This is a genomic window from Dokdonia sp. PRO95, assembly GCF_000355805.1.
Lineage (GTDB): Bacteria > Bacteroidota > Bacteroidia > Flavobacteriales > Flavobacteriaceae > Dokdonia.
This window is the reverse complement of the sequence record NZ_CM001837.1, coordinates 2,081,804-2,098,665: the sequence shown is the minus strand read 5'-3', so window position 1 is coordinate 2,098,665 and position 16,862 is coordinate 2,081,804. Positions and strand designations below refer to the sequence as shown.

Annotated in this window: 17 protein-coding genes and 1 other RNA gene; 3 read left to right on the top strand and 15 right to left on the bottom strand. The window is 38.1% G+C overall.

The annotated features are described in order from the left end of the window. Positions 1-2: 2 nt before the first annotated feature. Entirely contained in the window at positions 3-236 is a 234-nt protein-coding gene (locus D017_RS09470) for a hypothetical protein (RefSeq protein ID WP_035336198.1), read from the bottom strand. A gap of 13 nt (positions 237-249) precedes the next feature. Continuing rightward, positions 250-1,596, bottom strand: coding sequence for an MATE family efflux transporter (locus D017_RS09465; RefSeq protein WP_035336197.1), 1,347 nt, complete (start codon positions 1,594-1,596; stop codon positions 250-252). A gap of 115 nt (positions 1,597-1,711) precedes the next feature. Here D017_RS09465 and D017_RS14960 point away from each other — a divergent pair, with 115 nt between their 5' ends. Next, a complete protein-coding gene (locus D017_RS14960; RefSeq protein ID WP_051583856.1) occupies positions 1,712-2,095 on the top strand; it encodes a hypothetical protein in 384 nt (127 codons plus the stop codon). A gap of 3 nt (positions 2,096-2,098) precedes the next feature. On the opposite strand, the gene D017_RS14955 is transcribed toward D017_RS14960, so the two are convergent. From D017_RS14955 to D017_RS09405, 11 genes are all read right to left on the bottom strand, one after another. After that, positions 2,099-2,659, bottom strand: a complete 561-nt coding sequence (locus D017_RS14955; RefSeq protein WP_051583855.1) for a DUF3575 domain-containing protein — start codon at positions 2,657-2,659, stop codon at positions 2,099-2,101. Between the two features lie 63 nt (positions 2,660-2,722). Next, positions 2,723-3,214 (bottom strand): hypothetical protein, encoded by a 492-nt coding sequence (locus D017_RS09450; protein WP_035336196.1) that lies wholly within the window; start codon positions 3,212-3,214, stop codon positions 2,723-2,725. Positions 3,215-3,299: 85 nt separating this feature from the next. Beyond that, positions 3,300-4,700: a M20/M25/M40 family metallo-hydrolase gene (locus D017_RS09445; RefSeq protein ID WP_035336195.1), complete on the bottom strand. Its 1,401-nt coding sequence runs from the start codon at positions 4,698-4,700 to the stop codon at positions 3,300-3,302. Beyond that, the gene (locus D017_RS09440; protein WP_035336194.1) at positions 4,693-5,571 is read right to left on the bottom strand and encodes a phosphate--nucleotide phosphotransferase; all 879 of its coding nucleotides are present in this window, start codon (positions 5,569-5,571) and stop codon (positions 4,693-4,695) included. Before D017_RS09440 ends, D017_RS09445 begins: the two co-directional genes overlap by 8 nt. A gap of 7 nt (positions 5,572-5,578) precedes the next feature. Next, on the bottom strand, positions 5,579-6,742 hold the full coding sequence (locus D017_RS09435) for a sigma-54 dependent transcriptional regulator (RefSeq protein WP_035336192.1): 1,164 nt from the start codon (positions 6,740-6,742) through the stop codon (positions 5,579-5,581). Positions 6,743-6,744: 2 nt separating this feature from the next. Further along, a complete protein-coding gene (locus D017_RS09430; protein WP_035336190.1) occupies positions 6,745-7,641 on the bottom strand; it encodes a DUF6268 family outer membrane beta-barrel protein in 897 nt (298 codons plus the stop codon). Beyond that, positions 7,634-8,629 carry a mechanosensitive ion channel domain-containing protein gene (locus tag D017_RS09425; protein WP_035336189.1) on the bottom strand — a complete coding sequence of 332 codons (996 nt, stop codon included), beginning with the start codon at positions 8,627-8,629 and terminating at the stop codon, positions 7,634-7,636. The genes D017_RS09430 and D017_RS09425 overlap by 8 nt, the downstream gene beginning before the upstream one ends. After that, on the bottom strand, positions 8,614-9,918 hold the full coding sequence (locus D017_RS09420; RefSeq protein ID WP_035336188.1) for an ABC transporter permease: 1,305 nt from the start codon (positions 9,916-9,918) through the stop codon (positions 8,614-8,616). The genes D017_RS09425 and D017_RS09420 overlap by 16 nt, the downstream gene beginning before the upstream one ends. Then, a complete protein-coding gene (locus D017_RS09415) occupies positions 9,915-10,853 on the bottom strand; it encodes an ATP-binding cassette domain-containing protein (protein ID WP_035336186.1) in 939 nt (312 codons plus the stop codon). The genes D017_RS09420 and D017_RS09415 overlap by 4 nt, the downstream gene beginning before the upstream one ends. Before the next feature lie 314 nt (positions 10,854-11,167). Beyond that, entirely contained in the window at positions 11,168-12,298 is a 1,131-nt protein-coding gene (dnaJ, locus tag D017_RS09410; RefSeq protein ID WP_035336185.1) for a molecular chaperone DnaJ, read from the bottom strand. 89 nt (positions 12,299-12,387) lie between these two features. Next, positions 12,388-12,954 carry a nucleotide exchange factor GrpE gene (locus D017_RS09405; RefSeq protein ID WP_035336183.1) on the bottom strand — a complete coding sequence of 189 codons (567 nt, stop codon included), beginning with the start codon at positions 12,952-12,954 and terminating at the stop codon, positions 12,388-12,390. Positions 12,955-13,377: 423 nt separating this feature from the next. Between D017_RS09405 and D017_RS09400 the strand changes: the two genes are divergently transcribed. Beyond that, the gene (locus tag D017_RS09400) at positions 13,378-14,043 is read left to right on the top strand and encodes a YceI family protein (RefSeq protein WP_035336182.1); all 666 of its coding nucleotides are present in this window, start codon (positions 13,378-13,380) and stop codon (positions 14,041-14,043) included. 60 nt (positions 14,044-14,103) lie between these two features. Here the strand turns inward: D017_RS09400 and D017_RS09395 are convergent, their stop codons facing one another. Continuing rightward, positions 14,104-15,024 carry a TIGR01777 family oxidoreductase gene (locus tag D017_RS09395; protein WP_035336181.1) on the bottom strand — a complete coding sequence of 307 codons (921 nt, stop codon included), beginning with the start codon at positions 15,022-15,024 and terminating at the stop codon, positions 14,104-14,106. Between the two features lie 84 nt (positions 15,025-15,108). Next, positions 15,109-16,314, bottom strand: a complete 1,206-nt coding sequence (locus tag D017_RS09390; protein ID WP_035336180.1) for an NAD(P)-dependent oxidoreductase — start codon at positions 16,312-16,314, stop codon at positions 15,109-15,111. A gap of 126 nt (positions 16,315-16,440) precedes the next feature. On the opposite strand from D017_RS09390, the gene ssrA reads away from it, so the two are divergent. Beyond that, positions 16,441-16,839, top strand: a transfer-messenger RNA (tmRNA) gene (ssrA, locus tag D017_RS15190). Positions 16,840-16,862: the final 23 nt, after the last annotated feature.

The following is a 16,862-nucleotide window of genomic DNA, read 5'->3' as shown; positions in this document are numbered from 1 at the left end:
GTTTACTGCTCTTGGTCAAATTTCTCCATCTCAGCATCATACCATTCTGTAGCATCTTTGATGGCATTTTCTGTTTCTGAGGCTAGCTCATCTTCATCTTGACGGTCAAACTCTTCAAACCATTCTATCTCGTCTATCGTAAGGTCTATAATAAACCTAGGAAACTCCGTATGTATCACAAAGATGTGATCTGAAAAATCTGAATTATCGCCTAAAAGGAACTTAGGTACTTTCATAAATATCGTATTATTACTGTTGGTCTATTAATTTCTTGCTAAGGTAATTAAATCTAAAGTACAACATTACTGCAGAGGCCGTAAGCCCTGCTAGTAAGCCCACCCAGACACCTTGAACACCCAATTGCTCCTCTTTTCCCATATACCACATGATAGGGAATCCTATGATCCAGTAGGCTATAAAACAGATTACTGTGGGAATATTTACATCTTGCAATCCGCGCAATGCTCCAAGTATGGTTACTTGCACTCCGTCACTTAGTTGGAATAACGCTGCCACAATTAATAATTGGGCTGCTAGAAAAATCACTTCTGGATTATCTATATAAAATGGAGGAAGCCAGTCTTTAAGCAATATAAATCCTACTGCAAATACAGCTTCAATTAAGAAACAGAGTATAAAAATAGAAAAAGCGATACGTCGTAGGTTAGGAAAATCGGCTTTACCTTTTTGATTTCCCACGCGTATGGTTGCCGTTACTCCTAATCCTACAGCAATCATAAATGTCATAGAGGCAAGGTTAAGCGCAATTTGATTTGCCGCTTGTGCATTTGTTCCTAGTATTCCAGATAAAAATATAGCAGCTGTAAAAACGCCTACTTCAAAAAGCATCTGTAATGCTGTTGGAAATCCTAATTTAAATAAGGTTTTAAACTCAGCAAGCTGGATGTGCTCCTTACTTCCCCAGTGAAAATAGGGTTTGAATTTACGCTTTCGCGAAAGCATAAATATCAACAGTGCTACCATAAAGAAACGTGAAATTAAAGTTCCCCAGGCTGCACCTTCTACTTCTAATCTTGGGAATACCCAAATACCGTAAATCAAGACGTAGTTAAATACAACGTTGACCACGTTTGCTATAATGGTAGCATACATTGCATATTTGGTTTGTGACAGGCCATCTGCAAACTGCTTAAAACCTTGAAAAATCATGAGCGGAATCATAGACAGTGCTACAATCTCAAGATATGGAATTGCAAGCTCTACCACCTCTGGTGGCTGATCAAGCATATATAACAACGGTTTTGCGATTAATAGCGTAATAAATAGTAGCACGCCATTTATGGTACACATAATCACTCCGTGATGAAAGTGCAAGCGACCTTTTTCTATATCATCCTTCCCATCTGCCTCTGCTACAAGCGGAGTGATGGCAAATGAAAATCCGATACCTATGGAAAGTGCAATAAACACCAAGCTATTGCCTAGACTTACTGCTGCAAGTTGTGCTGCACCCAGCTGTCCAACCATTAAATTATCTGCCAGTGCTACAAGAATATGACCTAGCTGTCCTAACATAATAGGATATGCTATTTTAAGATTGATGCCAAATTCCTTTGTGTAGTCTGAGAATCTCATTAATTAGATTTGATACGCTTTCGCGAAAGCGCAAAAATACTTCATCCCATAGAAAGAGCGCCTAGATTTCAACCAATTTACTATCTTAAGCTTGTAATTAATACTGGAACTGTATATGATCACAAATCCTATCGAAATAGACCTCGCACTTCGTGCTATTATTAAACGCCACGAGCAGCACTTACAGCTCAGAAAAGACGATAGTGCAGGCTTAGAAGTGGCAGGCACCATACCTACCATGCAAGGAAAACAGAAAGTAGATGGTTTTTATTTTGCAAGTGTGATTCCAAAGCCCAAGGATTGTAGGTTGTACTTCTTCCCCATTTATACAGATGTAGCTGCATTTACAGACATCGATCCTGCCTTAAGAAAATGTTTGAAAGGCAAAAGCTGTTTTCATATCAAAAAAATGGATGCCTCACTCGAGGCATCCATTAGTGCTATGATAGACAAAGGCATTGCCATTTATCAAGAAAAAGGGCTGCTGACTTCTAGCTAAAAGTTAGAATAAAACGTATTGAAGTTTAAATTCTAACAATGGATAAACAGTGGCATCCTCATCTGTAAATAAATATCCTAGTCCGAATTCACATTCGTAATTTAAATTTCTTGTGATGTTTCTGCGTAGGCCATATTTTGCTCCTACAAGATAAGTTGTCAGATATCTTACATTACGTTCTTCCGTTGCAACGGTGAAATCAGGAATAACTTGAAACTCTGCAGCCCAAAAGTTACCCGCGTTCTGTGTGAGCTTTTTTCCTTTTTCAAAGCGGCGTTCTCTGTTATAATAATAACGAGCGCCAACAGAAAAATTACCTGCAAAAGTTAAATCAACATCTTGATTACTGCCTCCACTAACTCCTACGAGTTGATAAGAGGCATTGAAATGCGTAGTGAACTTATCACCAAGAACACGCTCATAAGTTACTCCTGCACCTACAATATTGAGATTTGCGCTAAATAAATTTTCTAGTGGTGCAAGTGCATTTTCTTGAGAAGATAAAGTAAGCGAACATAACAAGAGGGTGATTGAGAGGTACGTGAGTTTTAAATTTCTTTTCATTTTAAGATTGATTGATGAATTAATTCTTAAAAGTATTTAAAACATTACAAATAAATCAATTATCTACAAGTATATTTTCATAGACAAGCCTATTCCATTAATGGTTAAGTTTTGTCTAGACTCGACGTCAACAATTTCTTTAAATTTTAAAGCTTGATAAGAGTAGATAAACTCTGTTTGTGCGGTGAAAAGTTTAAAAAGATAAAATTTAAAACCCAAACCAAATCTTCCTAAAAATCCTCCTTCTCTTAAGTTATTTCCAAAGTGGCTACCAAGTTTCATACTTGCTGCCCAACCGTTTTTCTGGGGTTCTGTTCCAAAGTTTGCAACTATTGCCCAGCCATTATAATCAAGATTTCTTGACAATACTTTTTCTGTACTCAAAAAAGCTCCAATCGATAGATATTCACTCACATTGAAGCCGACATTGACTCCTAAAGCCTGTACAAAATCACTATCTCTCGGTTCAAAATCTGATGCTTCTATATCGTCTTTGTTCTCTATGTTATTGTCATAGAGATACATTACCTCTGGAGCGATATGTAAAAGCGGCATCCTCTCCGTTTTCTGAGAGATACAATTAATTGTCACTAAAAGGAAAAGTATTCTTAGCATAATCTAGCCCATGAATAAAAGAGCATTATTTCCCTGAAGGCTGTATATAATTATCCATCAAATATAATAGGCTGGTCATTGTGGCAGCGCCTAGTTCAAGTTCTCTTTTATTTACTGCATCAAAGGTATCATTTGCCGCATGGTGATGGTCAAAATAACGTTGTGAGTCTGGACGCAGTCCTGCGAGTACAATACCATCATTTGTAGCTTTGAGCGGACCAATATCTGCACCGCTTCCTCCCCTTGTAAAGTCATGGATTAAGTAAGGCTCAAATAATGATTTCCAAGTGAGCACTTCATTAAAGTTACGATCGTCACTATCAAAAGAAAAACCTCTTGGTGTAAATCCTCCAGAGTCACTTTCTAAAGCAAAGACATGGTTTTCACCCTTTGCCTTAGCTTCTCGAGCATACTTATTACCTCCTCGAAGGCCATTTTCTTCATTCATGAATAATACTACACGTATACTATGCTTAGGCTTATAGCCTATTGCTTTCATTAATCGTAAAGCTTCCATACTTTGCACTACCCCCGCACCATCATCATGCGAGCCGTCTCCTAGATCCCAAGAATCTAAGTGACCGCCTACGACCATATATTTATCTGGATATTCACTTCCTGTAATCTCTCCTATCACATTATGCGACTCAACATCTGCGAGATTTTTACAAGACATTTTATAGAAAAACTTGGTATCAGGATTTAGTTTCAACGATGTACTTAAAAGCGCTGCCCCTTTGGTACTGATTGCCGCTGCGGGAATACGTTTTGAATTTGGTAAGTCACCATAAGACATCGATCCTGTATGCGGGTAATCATCAAAGCTATGTGTTACAGATCTTACGATTACACCTACAGCGCCTAGCTTTGCCGCTTCCATCGCTCCTGCATAACGCTGGTCTACGCATCCACCATAAGCTTGAAATGTTCTTATAAGCTCATCATCCATAGGCCTATTGAAAAAGACAATTTTACCTTTTACCTCATCAGGATTTAAACCTTTTAATTCTTCTATTCCCATCACCTCAACTACATGTGCTTTAAGTCCAGTAGTCTTTGTAGCAACAGAACCTCCCAATGCACAAATAGGTACAGATGTCGTGCTTGCGTTATCCCCTTCTATAAATGCTCTTTCAGCTTCACCACGTATCCATTTTGGCACCATCACTGGTTGTAACCACACCTTATCAAGACCCGCTTTTTCTAGTTCGCTTTTTGTCCACGTCACGGCTCTTTCAGCTCCTAGGCTTCCGCTTAGTCTCGATCCTATTTGGTTAGAAAGATGATCAAGCCACTCGTAACTTTGCCCTTCTGTAAGCGCTGCCGAGTATATTTTTCTCACGGTAATTGAATCATTTTGCGCTTTCGCGAAAGCGGAAACAACTACTAGTGCAGTCGCAAGTATATAACGTAAATTTTTATTCATTGCTCAACTGTTCTTTATAATCGGCAAGATTTGCCTTTGTTTTATCGTCTAATTCTGGCTCTTGGATATCGTCATATTGCGACAGTGTCTCTAGTAATATGGTTGCTACAGCAAGTCTGGCTGCTGGCTTGTTATCTGCCGGAATCACATACCACGGAGCCTTCTCTGTCGATGTACGATTTATGGCGTCCTCATAATATTCTTGATAAGTATCCCAAAGCTTGCGCTCCTTTAAATCTCCCGCCGAAAATTTCCAGTTCTTCTCTTTCTTATTAAGTCTGCGTAATAATCTATCCTTTTGCTCATCTTTAGATAAATGCATAAAGAATTTATAGATAATGGTTCCGTTCTCTGTAAGGTGCTTTTCGAAGTTTTTGATTTGCTCAAATCGCTTATCCCAGAATGCTTCATTTACATCATCTATGCTGTGAACGTCAGGCAATTTTTCTCCTAAAATATATTCTGGGTGCACTCGAGTGACAAGCACATTCTCATAATGCGTACGGTTATGCACGCCAAATTTACCACGCTCTGGTAATGCTAAGTAATGACGCCACAAGTAGTCATGACTTAACTCTAGCTCTGTAGGCACTTTAAAACTTTGTACCTCAACACCACGTGCATTAAAATCCTTAAAGACTTCACGTATGAGGCTATCCTTACCAGAAGTATCCATCCCTTGAAGACAAACAAGCACGCTATATTTATCATGCGCGTACATAGTGTCTTGAAGTTTGCCTAATTTCTTACGTATTTTCTTGAGCTTACTTTCTAGCTCCTTCTCTTCTACGTCTGGAAACAAGGTGGTCTCTCTATCTGAAAGTGTCACACCGTTAGTGATTTTATAGTCTTCTGGTTTAATGTCACTCATAATTATATTATTTACTAGCAAATAGTTTTACATCTCCTTCTGACACTTCTGGACCACTTAAGATAATAAGTCGTTCCACTACATTGCGCAGTTCACGTATGTTTCCTGTCCAGTCATAAGCCTTTAGTAAATCAATAGCTTTATCTGAAAATGATTTTTTTGCGGTTCCTTGTTCTTGAGAAATTTTCTTTGCAAAATGCTCTATAAGAATTGGGATATCATCTCTACGATCATTTAGCGCCGGTACTTTAATTAAAATTACTGCCAGTCTATGATATAAATCCTCACGGAATCTACCTTCTGCAATTTCTTCTTTTAGATTCTTATTAGTTGCCGCCACTACACGTACATCTACTTTAATATCCTTATCGCTCCCTACACGTTGTACACGGCTTTCTTGTAAGGCTCTAAGCACTTTGGCTTGTGCAGAAAGACTCATATCTCCTATTTCATCTAGAAATATAGTTCCACCGTTTGCAGCTTCAAACTTACCTGCACGATCTTTATTTGCACTCGTAAAAGCACCTTTTACATGGCCAAAAAGTTCGCTCTCAATAAGCTCTGACGGTATTGCAGCACAGTTTACTTCTATAAGTGCTCCTTTTGCTCGATCACTTTTCTCGTGTAACCAGTGAGCAACAAGTTCTTTACCAGTACCATTAGGCCCAGTAATAAGTACTCTGGCATCTGTAGGAGCAACCTTCTCAATCATTTCTTTTATTTGACCAATCTCCTTGCTTTTACCCACCATCTCGTACTTCTTACTCACCTTTTTCTTAAGCTGAATATTTTCTACGACAAGGGTCTTGCGATCTAGTGCGTTGCGTACGGTATTAAGTAATCTATTAAGATCTGGTGGCTTAGAGATATAATCAAAAGCACCTAACCTCATTGTATTTACAGCCGTATCTAGGTCACCATGTCCAGAAATCATCACCATAGGGATTTCTGGCTTGAGCTTACGAGCAGCCTCAAGTACCTCTACTCCATCCATTTTTGGCATTTTAATATCACATAGCACTAAGTCATAGTCCTCCTCGCGTATCTTATTAATACCTTCAAGCCCATCTGCAGCTTCTTCTACTTGATAATCCTTACTCTCTTCTGATAATATTTTGGTAAGTACACGACGTATCGCGGCCTCATCCTCTATAATTAAAATCTTTGCCATTGTTATATTTTAAATTTAATACCTGAACGACCATAAAATGTATTTCTGTCGTTTATGGTAAATACATCGTCTCTATCGCCATCACGCAATCGTATGTCATTTATGATTGTATGTCCAGCATAGATATAGAATACTAAGTGTTTTGTAAAGCAGTACTCATACCCCACACCAAATAGTGCTACCATCATAGAGATACTCTCTGCCGTTTCAAATTCTTGTGCAGGTATTGCTACATCTACATTATCTTGAATATTTGCATAAAATCCATCTAGGGTTACAAAACTTTGGAGAATGTGCCTGCGGTCTTTCCCAAAATAACGTTTTATATTCGATTTTGGAACACCTAAAGTAAATGACCAATCTGGATGAAACTCTCTATAATAGTTTATAAAGGGTAGTGGAAATGGTCTTCCAGACTCTGTATCATAGCGGCCACCAATAATAAGTCGCCACGGTTTATCCAGTCCTTCATTTGTTTTATCATTTATAAAATATAAAGCTCCAGTGTGCACATAATCACTACTAGCAGCAGATCCTGTACTAAAATTTGAGGTTACAGTGGTTCCTAGTTTTGCTCCTATACGCCACTTTTCGCTTATTTTTTGAGTATACCCTAAGGAGAAGCTAAATGATTGAAACCTATCTAAATCCTCACGACTAAAAGGCACAACATCTTCAAACTTTAGATTAACGTTACGATACTCCACCCCTGGAACGAGGTACGTATCTTCTTTAAGTTTTATAGGAACATTGATAAATGTTCTAAACCTTCTAAATGAATTATCAGACTGTTCCTGTGGAAAGTACGTGTACTCAATCCTAGCCAAATCTGTAAGCTGAGCAAAACAAGTACCACTCAACAGTAGTAATACTATAATAATGTTAGTCTGTTTATTCATCAATCATATCATTTTTAGGGGGTTCGATATTGGTATTAACTGCTGTTTTATTAGGTGTATATATTGGGTTTGCCGTATTAAAAAGATGTACATCTCTTTGAGGAAAGGGAATGGAAATCCCGCTTTCGCGAAAACGGTCGTCTATAGCATACCTAAGCGCACTTTTAATTCTTGGGTCTACAAAACTGTCTCTCACAAAAAAGTATAAACCAAAATCAAGCGAACTATCACCAAAGTTTTCAAAAAGTGCAAAAGGCTTTGGATGCTTTAAAATCTCAGGATGTGCAACTGCACATTCTAGTAATATTTTTTCCACTTGTCTCGTATCACTTCCATAAGCAACGCCCACCTTTACATTCTCTCGGGTGGTTTTATGGTTTTGAGTGTAATTATAGACAGTGTCTGTTATAAACTTATGATTAGGGATAATTATTACTTTATCATCTCTAGTTAATGCTCTTGTAGTACGTAATTTAATTTCAAACACACGACCTACTCTTCCATCCATTTCTATAATATCTCCTGCAGATATAGACTTATCAATCATAATAAGAATACCACCTATTACGTCTTGAAATACCTCCTGCAATGCAAGTCCTAAACCTACAAATAATGCTGCAGATGCTGTGAGCAGCACCGTAATATTAATCCCTGAAGCACTCATCGTAGCAAGCACTACCACTATATAAGCGATATACTTGATAAACTTAAAAACACTTACAAACTTAAGTTTGTCATCGCCCTCCATTTTACGTGTCATTAACACACGTATCCACTTAAGGAGAATGCTTGTGAGTATAAAAGCTATTATTAGAATAATAAGATGACCAATAGTAAGCCCTATATGATTAGGTTCCTTTCCTACACTTATAAGCTCGAAGCCCAGCCACTCCTTAATAGTGCCCCATACGTCTTGTTCAATAATATCTTTTACCTTCTCTACAGTCTCTTCCTGCATAACAAGAAGGAGTGCTAGTATCTTAACCATTTTATTAAATCTTTATAAGTAGGTTTTTTACCATACATCAATATCCCTACACGGTATATTTTTGATCCAAACCATACTGTAAACACGAATGATGCCACTAGTAAGGTAATAGACAATGCAAGTTGCCACACCGGAACCTCAAACGGTATACGCATCAACATCACTATAGGTGACGTAAGTGGTATGATTGAGAAAACGGTCGCTACCGTTCCATGAGGATTATCTATCACTGCAAAAAAGCCAACATAAATCCCCAACATTAACGGCATAATGATAGGTAACATAAACTGCTGTGTATCTGTTTCATTATCTACTGCTGCACCTATCGCTGCATATATAGAACTATACAAAAAGTATCCTCCTATAAAATAAATAAAGAAGCCTCCTACTAGTTGTAATAGAGGTAACTTTTGAATCTCTTGTAGTAACTCAATCACCATCCCAGGATCTTCTGCTATTTGTTGTGCTTGTGAAGCAGCAGGACTCGCCGCAGATGCTGCTGAAGGATCAATACCGAATACAGTAGTAAGAACGACTAGCAAAATCCCTCCCACAAGAACCCATATTGAGAATTGTGTGATTCCTGCGAGTGTAGTACCTAATATTTTACCCATCATTAACTGGAAGGGTTTTACAGAAGATATAATTACTTCAATGATTCTATTGGTCTTTTCCTCAATCACAGAACGCATTACCATGTTACCATATATGATAATAAACATCATTAATAAATAACCCGCAGCACCACCAAAACCAGCTTTTACCCAGTTACTCATTTTAGAACTCGTCTCACCAGAAAAATTTTCTATTTGCACATCAATACTGCTTTTGGCAGTTTCTAGTGTATTCAAGTCTATACCTTGAGCGATGAGATTCTCATCGGTCATTTTCTTTTCGATGCGTTTTTCTATATCTCCTATAAAGCTAAAAGAAGGTGTTTCATTGCCATAAAAGGTAACAGCATCTTCTACTACAGCAGGATTATCATTGATATGGATAAGCCCATAATAACCTTCACCCTTAGCAACCTCTTTTCCTGCTTCTAGTCCCTGATCGCTAAGATTGAGATAGGTAGTCTGTTCTGTATTAAAAAATACAGTTTCAAATTTCCCAGAGTCGTCTACTACTACAATAGTGCGTTTATCCTCGCTATTAAGTTGAGTAAGGTAAGAGATTAATAAAATCATCCCCACAAGTATAAGCGGACTCAAAAATGTCATTATTAAAAACGACTTATTACGCACTCTCGCAATGTACTCTCTCTTTATGATTAACTTAAGTATGCTCATTTGTTTTGGCTAACTGTTTGAATGAAGATATCGTTTACGCTTGGTATCACTTCCATAAAATGAGTGACTTGTCCATAATTTTTTAAGGTAGTAAGCAATTCGTTTGGTGTAGACTTATCGCCCATTTCCACACGAAGCTTACGTTCATTACCAAGACTTTTAAAATGCGCTTGAGTTACTTTAAAAGCAGCTTTGAGTTCTTGTTCCGCTTTCGCGAAAGCGGTCTCATCTACAACCTGCACTCCCACATCAAACGTATTATTCTGGTATGCTCTCTTAATACTGTTTACCTCACCATCTAGTATTTTATTAGACTTATTGATAAGTGCAATATGATCGCATAGCTCCTCTACAGATTCCATACGGTGCGTGCTGAAGATAACGGTAGCTCCCTCATCACGTAATTGCAAAATCTCATCTTTAATGAGGTTTGCATTTATAGGATCAAAACCACTGAAGGGCTCATCAAAAATGAGCAACTTGGGCTGGTGCATTACGGTCACCACAAATTGGATTTTCTGCGCCTGTCCTTTAGAAAGTTCTTGAATTTTTTTATCCCACCAGTCGCCTATTTCTAGTTTTTCAAACCAGTGTTTGGCTCGTTTTTTTGCATCTGCTTTTGATAAACCTTTAAGTTGGGCTAGGTAGAGCACCTGTTCCCCTACTTTCATAGATTTATATAAGCCACGCTCCTCTGGCATATAGCCTATGTCGCGTATGTGATGCTGTTGTAATGGCTCACCTCCTAGCGTTACACTACCCGTATCTGGCATAGTAATCTGGTTGATAATACGAATGAGTGTTGTCTTGCCAGCGCCATTAGGGCCCAGTAGCCCAAAAATGCTTCCTTCTGGGACAGCAATGGAAACGTTATTAAGTGCGGTAAAGTCACCAAACTTCTTTGAGACAGTATCTGCAACGAGTAATGAATTCATAGATAATAGTTAATCAAGCTAAGATAGGAATATGACCTGACGAAGACATAACTGTTAGCTATAATTTAGGAGTTTTATTAAAGACACTACACAGAAAATGATCTTATTACAACGCCGAAAGCGGCTGTACGTTATAAAAAAGATAATTACAAAACGTCCTAAAAGCAAAACCCACCCTAGACGTAAGTTCAGGATGGGAAAAAAAATTGCTATGAAAAAGAAAAATAACGTCAAACATTGTTTAACGTTATTCAAATATAAGTTTTTTTTATGAACCTAATAATTTTGGTTTCACAAAATTTGAAAGTTTCACATTATGAGAACATATCTTTAACTTTTTCAAAGAATGACTTATCTCCAGTTTCTGGGTTTGGTGTAAAGTTATCATCTGCAGCCATCTTCTCAAAAAACTGCTTTTGCTCTTTATTAAGTGTTTTAGGCGTCCATACATTTACATGTACAAGTAAATCTCCTTTACCATAGCCATTTATAGATGGAATACCTTTACCACGCAAGCGTAATATTTTACCACTCTGCACGCCTTCTTCTATCTTGATGCGTACTTTTCCAGTAACAGTATCAATCTCTTTTGAAGTACCTAGCACTGCTTCACTAATACTAATGTAAAGATCTAGGTGAAGGTTATCGCCTTCTCTTTGTAAGAACTCGTGATCTTTTTCTTCTATTGCTACAAGTAAATCTCCTGCAATACCATTTCCTGGTGCTTCATTACCTTTTCCCGTAACCTTGAGCTGCATTCCATCTACAACTCCTGCTGGTATTTTGATACTTACTGTCTCTTCTTCAACTACAAGACCTTGTGCATCTGCCCCTGCTGGACGTTTATCAATCATCTGCCCTGCTCCACCACAAGTAGTACAAGGAGCGCTTGTTTGCATACGACCTAAAATAGTATTCTGGATTTTTGTTACTTGTCCAGCACCATTACAGGTTGTACACGTTTTATATGAAACTCCTGCCGCTTGCTTTTTACGCTTGACCTTGATTTTTTTCTCAACGCCGTTTGCAATTTCTTCAATAGTAAGTTTTACACGAATACGTAGGTTGCTTCCCTTCACTCGACGCTGACCGCCGCCACCACCAAATCCAGAAAAACCACCTCCACCGCCGCCAAAAGCACCGCCGAAAATATCTCCAAACTGACTGAAAATATCATCCATATTCATACCTCCGCCACCGAAGCCACCACCACCAGCGCCTCCTTCAAAGGCTTGATGTCCGTATTGATCATAACGAGCACGCTTGTTATCATCGCTAAGCACTTCATATGCCTCTGCAGCTTTCTTAAAGTTTGCCTCTGCAGTATCATCGCCAGGGTTTTTATCTGGGTGATATTGCACCGCTTTCTTTCGGTATGCTTTTTTAATTTCGGCTGCTGTGGCTCCTTTTGAGATACCTAATATGTCGTAAAAATCTTCTTTCATAATCAAAGCTCAGCGTTACTGAGCACTCTTAATCTATTGCAATCGTAATATCGCTTTTACACCACACTACGACATAAATCATTTTAAATTTATTGTCCCGTAACTACTTTAGGAAACCGGATAATCTTGTCTCCTAGTTTATATCCCTTTTCTATTACGTCTACAATTTTACCTTTCAATTTCTTGTTAGGTGCTGGTATTTGAGTTATTGCCTCATGTTGATCTGCATTAAAATCATCTCCAGCTTTCACACTCATTTCCTCAAGCCCTTTAGACTTAAGTGTTTCCTTGAATTTATTGCTTATAAGTGTCATTCCTTTTACGTGAACGTCATCTTTATCGCCTTTAAATTCATTAAGAGCACGATCAAAATCATCTGCAACTGGAAGCATCGCTTGTATGACTTCTTGTCCTGCAGTTTTGTATAACTCTATACGCTCCTTAGTAGTACGTCTTTTATAATTCTCAAATTCGGCAAAAAGGCGTAAGAATTTATCCTTCTCCTCTGCCAGTTGATCTTGAACGATTTCTAGCTCGCTTCTTTCATCTTTTACCTCCTCTGTAGGCTCTACCGTTGCATCTTCTGCTTCGTTTACAAATTGCTCTTGAGCAGCTTCGTCTACTGTATTATCTGGTGTTTTATCTTCTGTTGCCATAGTGGTCTTAAATTCAATTTTTATTGAGGTGGCAAAAGTACTGCCAATTGTATTAAAATGTCAAAATGTCACTGGCTTTTTAAAACTAATAGTATCGCGATTTTTATAATACATATAAACGAACAGCTCAATAAAACGATTTATCAATAAATAGACTTCCCTCAGTAGCCTTACAAAGGTTTCATTCCTTCTTAGATGATCATATTATTACAGTTATGACTAAAATCATATCCCGGCTACTTGCCTAACTACTTTTGCCAGTAGCATCAAGACTAAAGCTCTACTCCTGCATGGGTTATGTGGCAAATAACTAAGATGGGGTTTGTTACGCTTTCGCGAAAGCGTACTACTATTTAAGATAACATTATGATAAGCGCTATGTATAAATGTTAATTTTGCAATTCACTAAATAATATTATCAACATGAAAAAACAAATTTTAAATACACTTGCTGCCGTAGCTCTTGTAGCAGGAGTAGTTTCTTGTAAAGGAGAAAAAAATGAAACTGAAGCAAAAGATGCTCAAGAAGTTGCTGTGGTAGAAAATGCTGCAAAATTCAAGGTAGATGCTGCGAGCTCTACAATTGAATGGGTAGGAAGCAAGCCTACAGGAACGCACAACGGAACTATCAACATAGAGAATGGTGTTGTAAATGTTGCTGGAGATGCTATTACTGGAACATTTCTTATTGACATGACTTCTATTACTGTAACTGACCTTGAGGCTGGCGACGGAAAAGAAAGTCTTGAAGGACACCTAAAAGGAATGGCAGAAGGAAAAGAAGATCACTTCTTTAACGTTGCAAAATATCCTACAGCTGCTTTTGAAGTAACTGGAGTTACAGAAAAAGATGGTAAAAAAATGATGCAAGGTAATCTTACTATGAGAGACCAGAAGAAGAACATTGAGTTCCCAGTTTCTTACTCTGTAGATGGTGAAAATATGACACTTACAAGCGAGCCATTTACTATTGATCGTACTGATTGGGGAGTAAACTACGGGTCACAATCTGTATTTGACAATCTAGGAGATAAATTTATATCTGACGATATCGAGCTTACTGTAAATCTTAAAGCTACTAAAGCTTAAGACTTACTTTTTATAGAGCATAAAAAAAGCCACTCTCGCGAGTGGCTTTTCTTTTTTTGGTTAGTCTAATAAGCTTTCAATAGCTTGATCGATTTTTGGGTATTTAAATTTATATCCATCTGTTTTAATTTTAAGAGCGCTTACTTTTTGACTTTCAAGCACAATTGCTGCCATGTCGCCTAGCATAAGTTTAAGTGCAAATTTAGGAACCCTAGATATTATAAGTGGTTTGCCCATAGTGTCTGCTACCACCTCTGTCAGATTTTTATTTGTAACTGGATGTGGTGCTACCCCATTATATATACCAGCCAATTTATTTTTTAATATATGGAAGTAAATCCCTGCCATATCATCTACATGAATCCATGATTGCCATTGTTTTCCTGATCCTAATGGTGCACCTGCTCCATATTTTACAGGTTGCATAATTTTAGGTAATGCTCCACTGTCTTTATCGAGAATAATCCCCGTTCTCACGCGGCTAGTAATGATATCGAGCTTTTGAAACTCTAAAGCAGCATTTTCCCACTCTTCAACAACTTGTCCTAAAAAGCCTTTAGCATATTCCGGATAAGATTCATCATACAATTTTGTAAATGATGATGGATAGCCACCTACTGCACTGGCAGATATGTAATGCTTTATAGAAATAGGTTGGTTTTTAGACCGCTTTCGCGAAAGCGCACTATACAACAATCTCGCTGTTGTGGCTCTACTTTCAAAAATTGCCTTTTTATTTTCTAATGTCCAGCGCTGCGCAATGGATGCTCCAGCAAGGTGGATAATTGTTTCGACTCCATCAAAACATGCTTCGTCTAGCTCGTCTGTCTTTGTATTCCAGTAAAATCCTTTATAATTAGGTGTATCCTCAATTTTATCTTTTGAGGTAGTTAGATAATGTACACTTATGCCATCTTTATGACATAAGTCTGTAAGCGCGCGCCCTACTAATCCCGTTGCGCCTGTGATAAGAACTTTCATTATTAATTAATTGATGAGCGATAAAGATACAATAACAGCTCATTTATATTTTAACACTTGTAGGAATTTAGTGCAATTTTAACGTTACTCTTTCCCGTCTACATAGTCTTGAAGGTAGCTGTAACGCTCAGTGAGCTTCCCATCTTGCGTCATTCTGGCGCGATCAAGAAGTCCTGTCTTATCTCCATTAAAAAATGCTGGAATCACATGCTTTAAGAACATCTCGCCAAAACCTTCACTAGCGTCCTTAGGTAATTCACATGGTAGATTATCTACAGCCATCATAGCAATCACACCATCCTTATTATAATCATCTTCTTGTTCTGTAACAGGATTGTATCCATAAAAAGGGTCTGCAATTGTAGATGGTCTAATCGTACTAGCTACGGGACCATCTATATCGCAAGAAATATCTGCAATAAGGTTAATCTTAAACCCTGGATCTTTTGCATCTTCTCTAGTGAATAGATAAGGCGCACCATCACCGTAAAAATGTCCAGCAATAAAGTAATCTGTCACCTTTGCATACTTCATAAAGTCGCTTTCATATCCGGAAGGATCTTTATAAAATTCAAATCGAGAACCCTCTGTTCCATCTATACGTTTATTGTATTCTAATACGTCAATCGTACAATAAACTGGCTCACTAAATTCTTCATTTAAGTAAGCGTGATCTGTCACCTCCTTAATATTGAGATGGTCTAGAATTTCTTGTGCTCCGCGGGCAACTTTCCCACTACCTGATAGACAAATCTTAATAGCAGGGAGTTTAATTTTATCGAGTTGGCTTTTTACAGCGTCAAGATCTAGTAGCGTTTCTACTTTAGGAAGTTCAAAAAGCCCATCACGTAATCCCAATAATCTAAAACCATTATAGGCACCTACGAGCCCAGCGTAACGACCAAAACCGATAAGTCGTGCTCCGCTAGCCTCCGTGATTACTTCGTGATCATACATCTCGATATTTTTATCAAGAATAGCCTTGAGCAACTCACGATTATATGGCTGTTTCTTAATGGTGTGACTAAAGAAGAAATATTTTTTATTAGGCACTAGAGCATCTATAGGCACTTCTTTTACTCCAATCATCACATCTGCATCAGAGACATCTTCTTCTACATCAAATCCATTAATGGTGTAAGCCATATCAGGAAATATACGGATATCTGATGCCTCTACTACAAAGCTTGCATCTTCAAACTGCTCTCGTGCTTCTGCCAGTTTTTCAGGAGAGAAAACAACTCTTCTGTCTGGTGGATTCTTACGTTCTGTGATGATGGCAAATTTCATAGTGTGTGAAGTTTTGGCAGTGTCTGTAGTTGGTACAGCTTTTGCATAATATTAATAGCAAATATAAGCTTTAGTAGTATATTTGTAGTTCCGCTTTCGCGAAAGCAAGGTGGAAATTTTAATACTGGGGTCGACTGGTTTTGACAGCGAGACCAATAGTATTGTAAGCGTGTCGAGCGCTGGAAAACAGCTCGTAAATCTCATTTTTCATCTTTTTAAACGGCGAGAACAACTACGCCCTAGCTGCATAATCTGAATTATAGTAAGATTACGCCTCGGTCTACAAGGTAGACAAGCAGGAAGTCACTCGAGAGCCTTGGTTTACGGCAATCGATATAGTGACTTCGTAAAAGTAAACCTATCCCTCGTAGGGCTTTGATGCGAGAGAGACACCTAATTGAAGATAAGGGGTGCGTTGGTAGTTTCTAACCGGCAATCTCACGAAAATTCAAACAGAAACTACACACGTAGAAAGCAGTAATATTGCTTGTTTGGACGAGGGTTCGAATCCCTCCGACTCCACTTTTAAACCCCGTAACACTTGTGTT

Excerpts from the sequence above, each read along its gene's own strand:
- D017_RS09415 (WP_035336186.1), bottom strand. The coding sequence starts at position 10,853 with ATGAATTCATTACTCGTTGCAGATACTGTCTCAAAGAAGTTTGGTGAC.
- D017_RS09420 (WP_035336188.1), bottom strand. The coding sequence starts at position 9,918 with ATGAGCATACTTAAGTTAATCATAAAGAGAGAGTACATTGCGAGAGTG.
- D017_RS09470 (WP_035336198.1), bottom strand. The coding sequence starts at position 236 with ATGAAAGTACCTAAGTTCCTTTTAGGCGATAATTCAGATTTTTCAGAT.
- D017_RS09450 (WP_035336196.1), bottom strand. The coding sequence starts at position 3,214 with ATGCCGCTTTTACATATCGCTCCAGAGGTAATGTATCTCTATGACAAT.
- D017_RS09465 (WP_035336197.1), bottom strand. The coding sequence starts at position 1,596 with ATGAGATTCTCAGACTACACAAAGGAATTTGGCATCAATCTTAAAATA.
- D017_RS14955 (WP_051583855.1), bottom strand. The coding sequence starts at position 2,659 with ATGAAAAGAAATTTAAAACTCACGTACCTCTCAATCACCCTCTTGTTA.
- D017_RS09390 (WP_035336180.1), bottom strand. The coding sequence starts at position 16,314 with ATGAAATTTGCCATCATCACAGAACGTAAGAATCCACCAGACAGAAGA.
- D017_RS09425 (WP_035336189.1), bottom strand. The coding sequence starts at position 8,629 with ATGGTTAAGATACTAGCACTCCTTCTTGTTATGCAGGAAGAGACTGTA.
- D017_RS09440 (WP_035336194.1), bottom strand. The coding sequence starts at position 5,571 with ATGAGTGACATTAAACCAGAAGACTATAAAATCACTAACGGTGTGACA.
- D017_RS09400 (WP_035336182.1), top strand. The coding sequence starts at position 13,378 with ATGAAAAAACAAATTTTAAATACACTTGCTGCCGTAGCTCTTGTAGCA.
- D017_RS09435 (WP_035336192.1), bottom strand. The coding sequence starts at position 6,742 with ATGGCAAAGATTTTAATTATAGAGGATGAGGCCGCGATACGTCGTGTA.
- D017_RS09405 (WP_035336183.1), bottom strand. The coding sequence starts at position 12,954 with ATGGCAACAGAAGATAAAACACCAGATAATACAGTAGACGAAGCTGCT.
- dnaJ (WP_035336185.1), bottom strand. The coding sequence starts at position 12,298 with ATGAAAGAAGATTTTTACGACATATTAGGTATCTCAAAAGGAGCCACA.
- D017_RS09395 (WP_035336181.1), bottom strand. The coding sequence starts at position 15,024 with ATGAAAGTTCTTATCACAGGCGCAACGGGATTAGTAGGGCGCGCGCTT.
- D017_RS09445 (WP_035336195.1), bottom strand. The coding sequence starts at position 4,700 with ATGAATAAAAATTTACGTTATATACTTGCGACTGCACTAGTAGTTGTT.
- D017_RS09430 (WP_035336190.1), bottom strand. The coding sequence starts at position 7,641 with ATGAATAAACAGACTAACATTATTATAGTATTACTACTGTTGAGTGGT.
- D017_RS14960 (WP_051583856.1), top strand. The coding sequence starts at position 1,712 with ATGATCACAAATCCTATCGAAATAGACCTCGCACTTCGTGCTATTATT.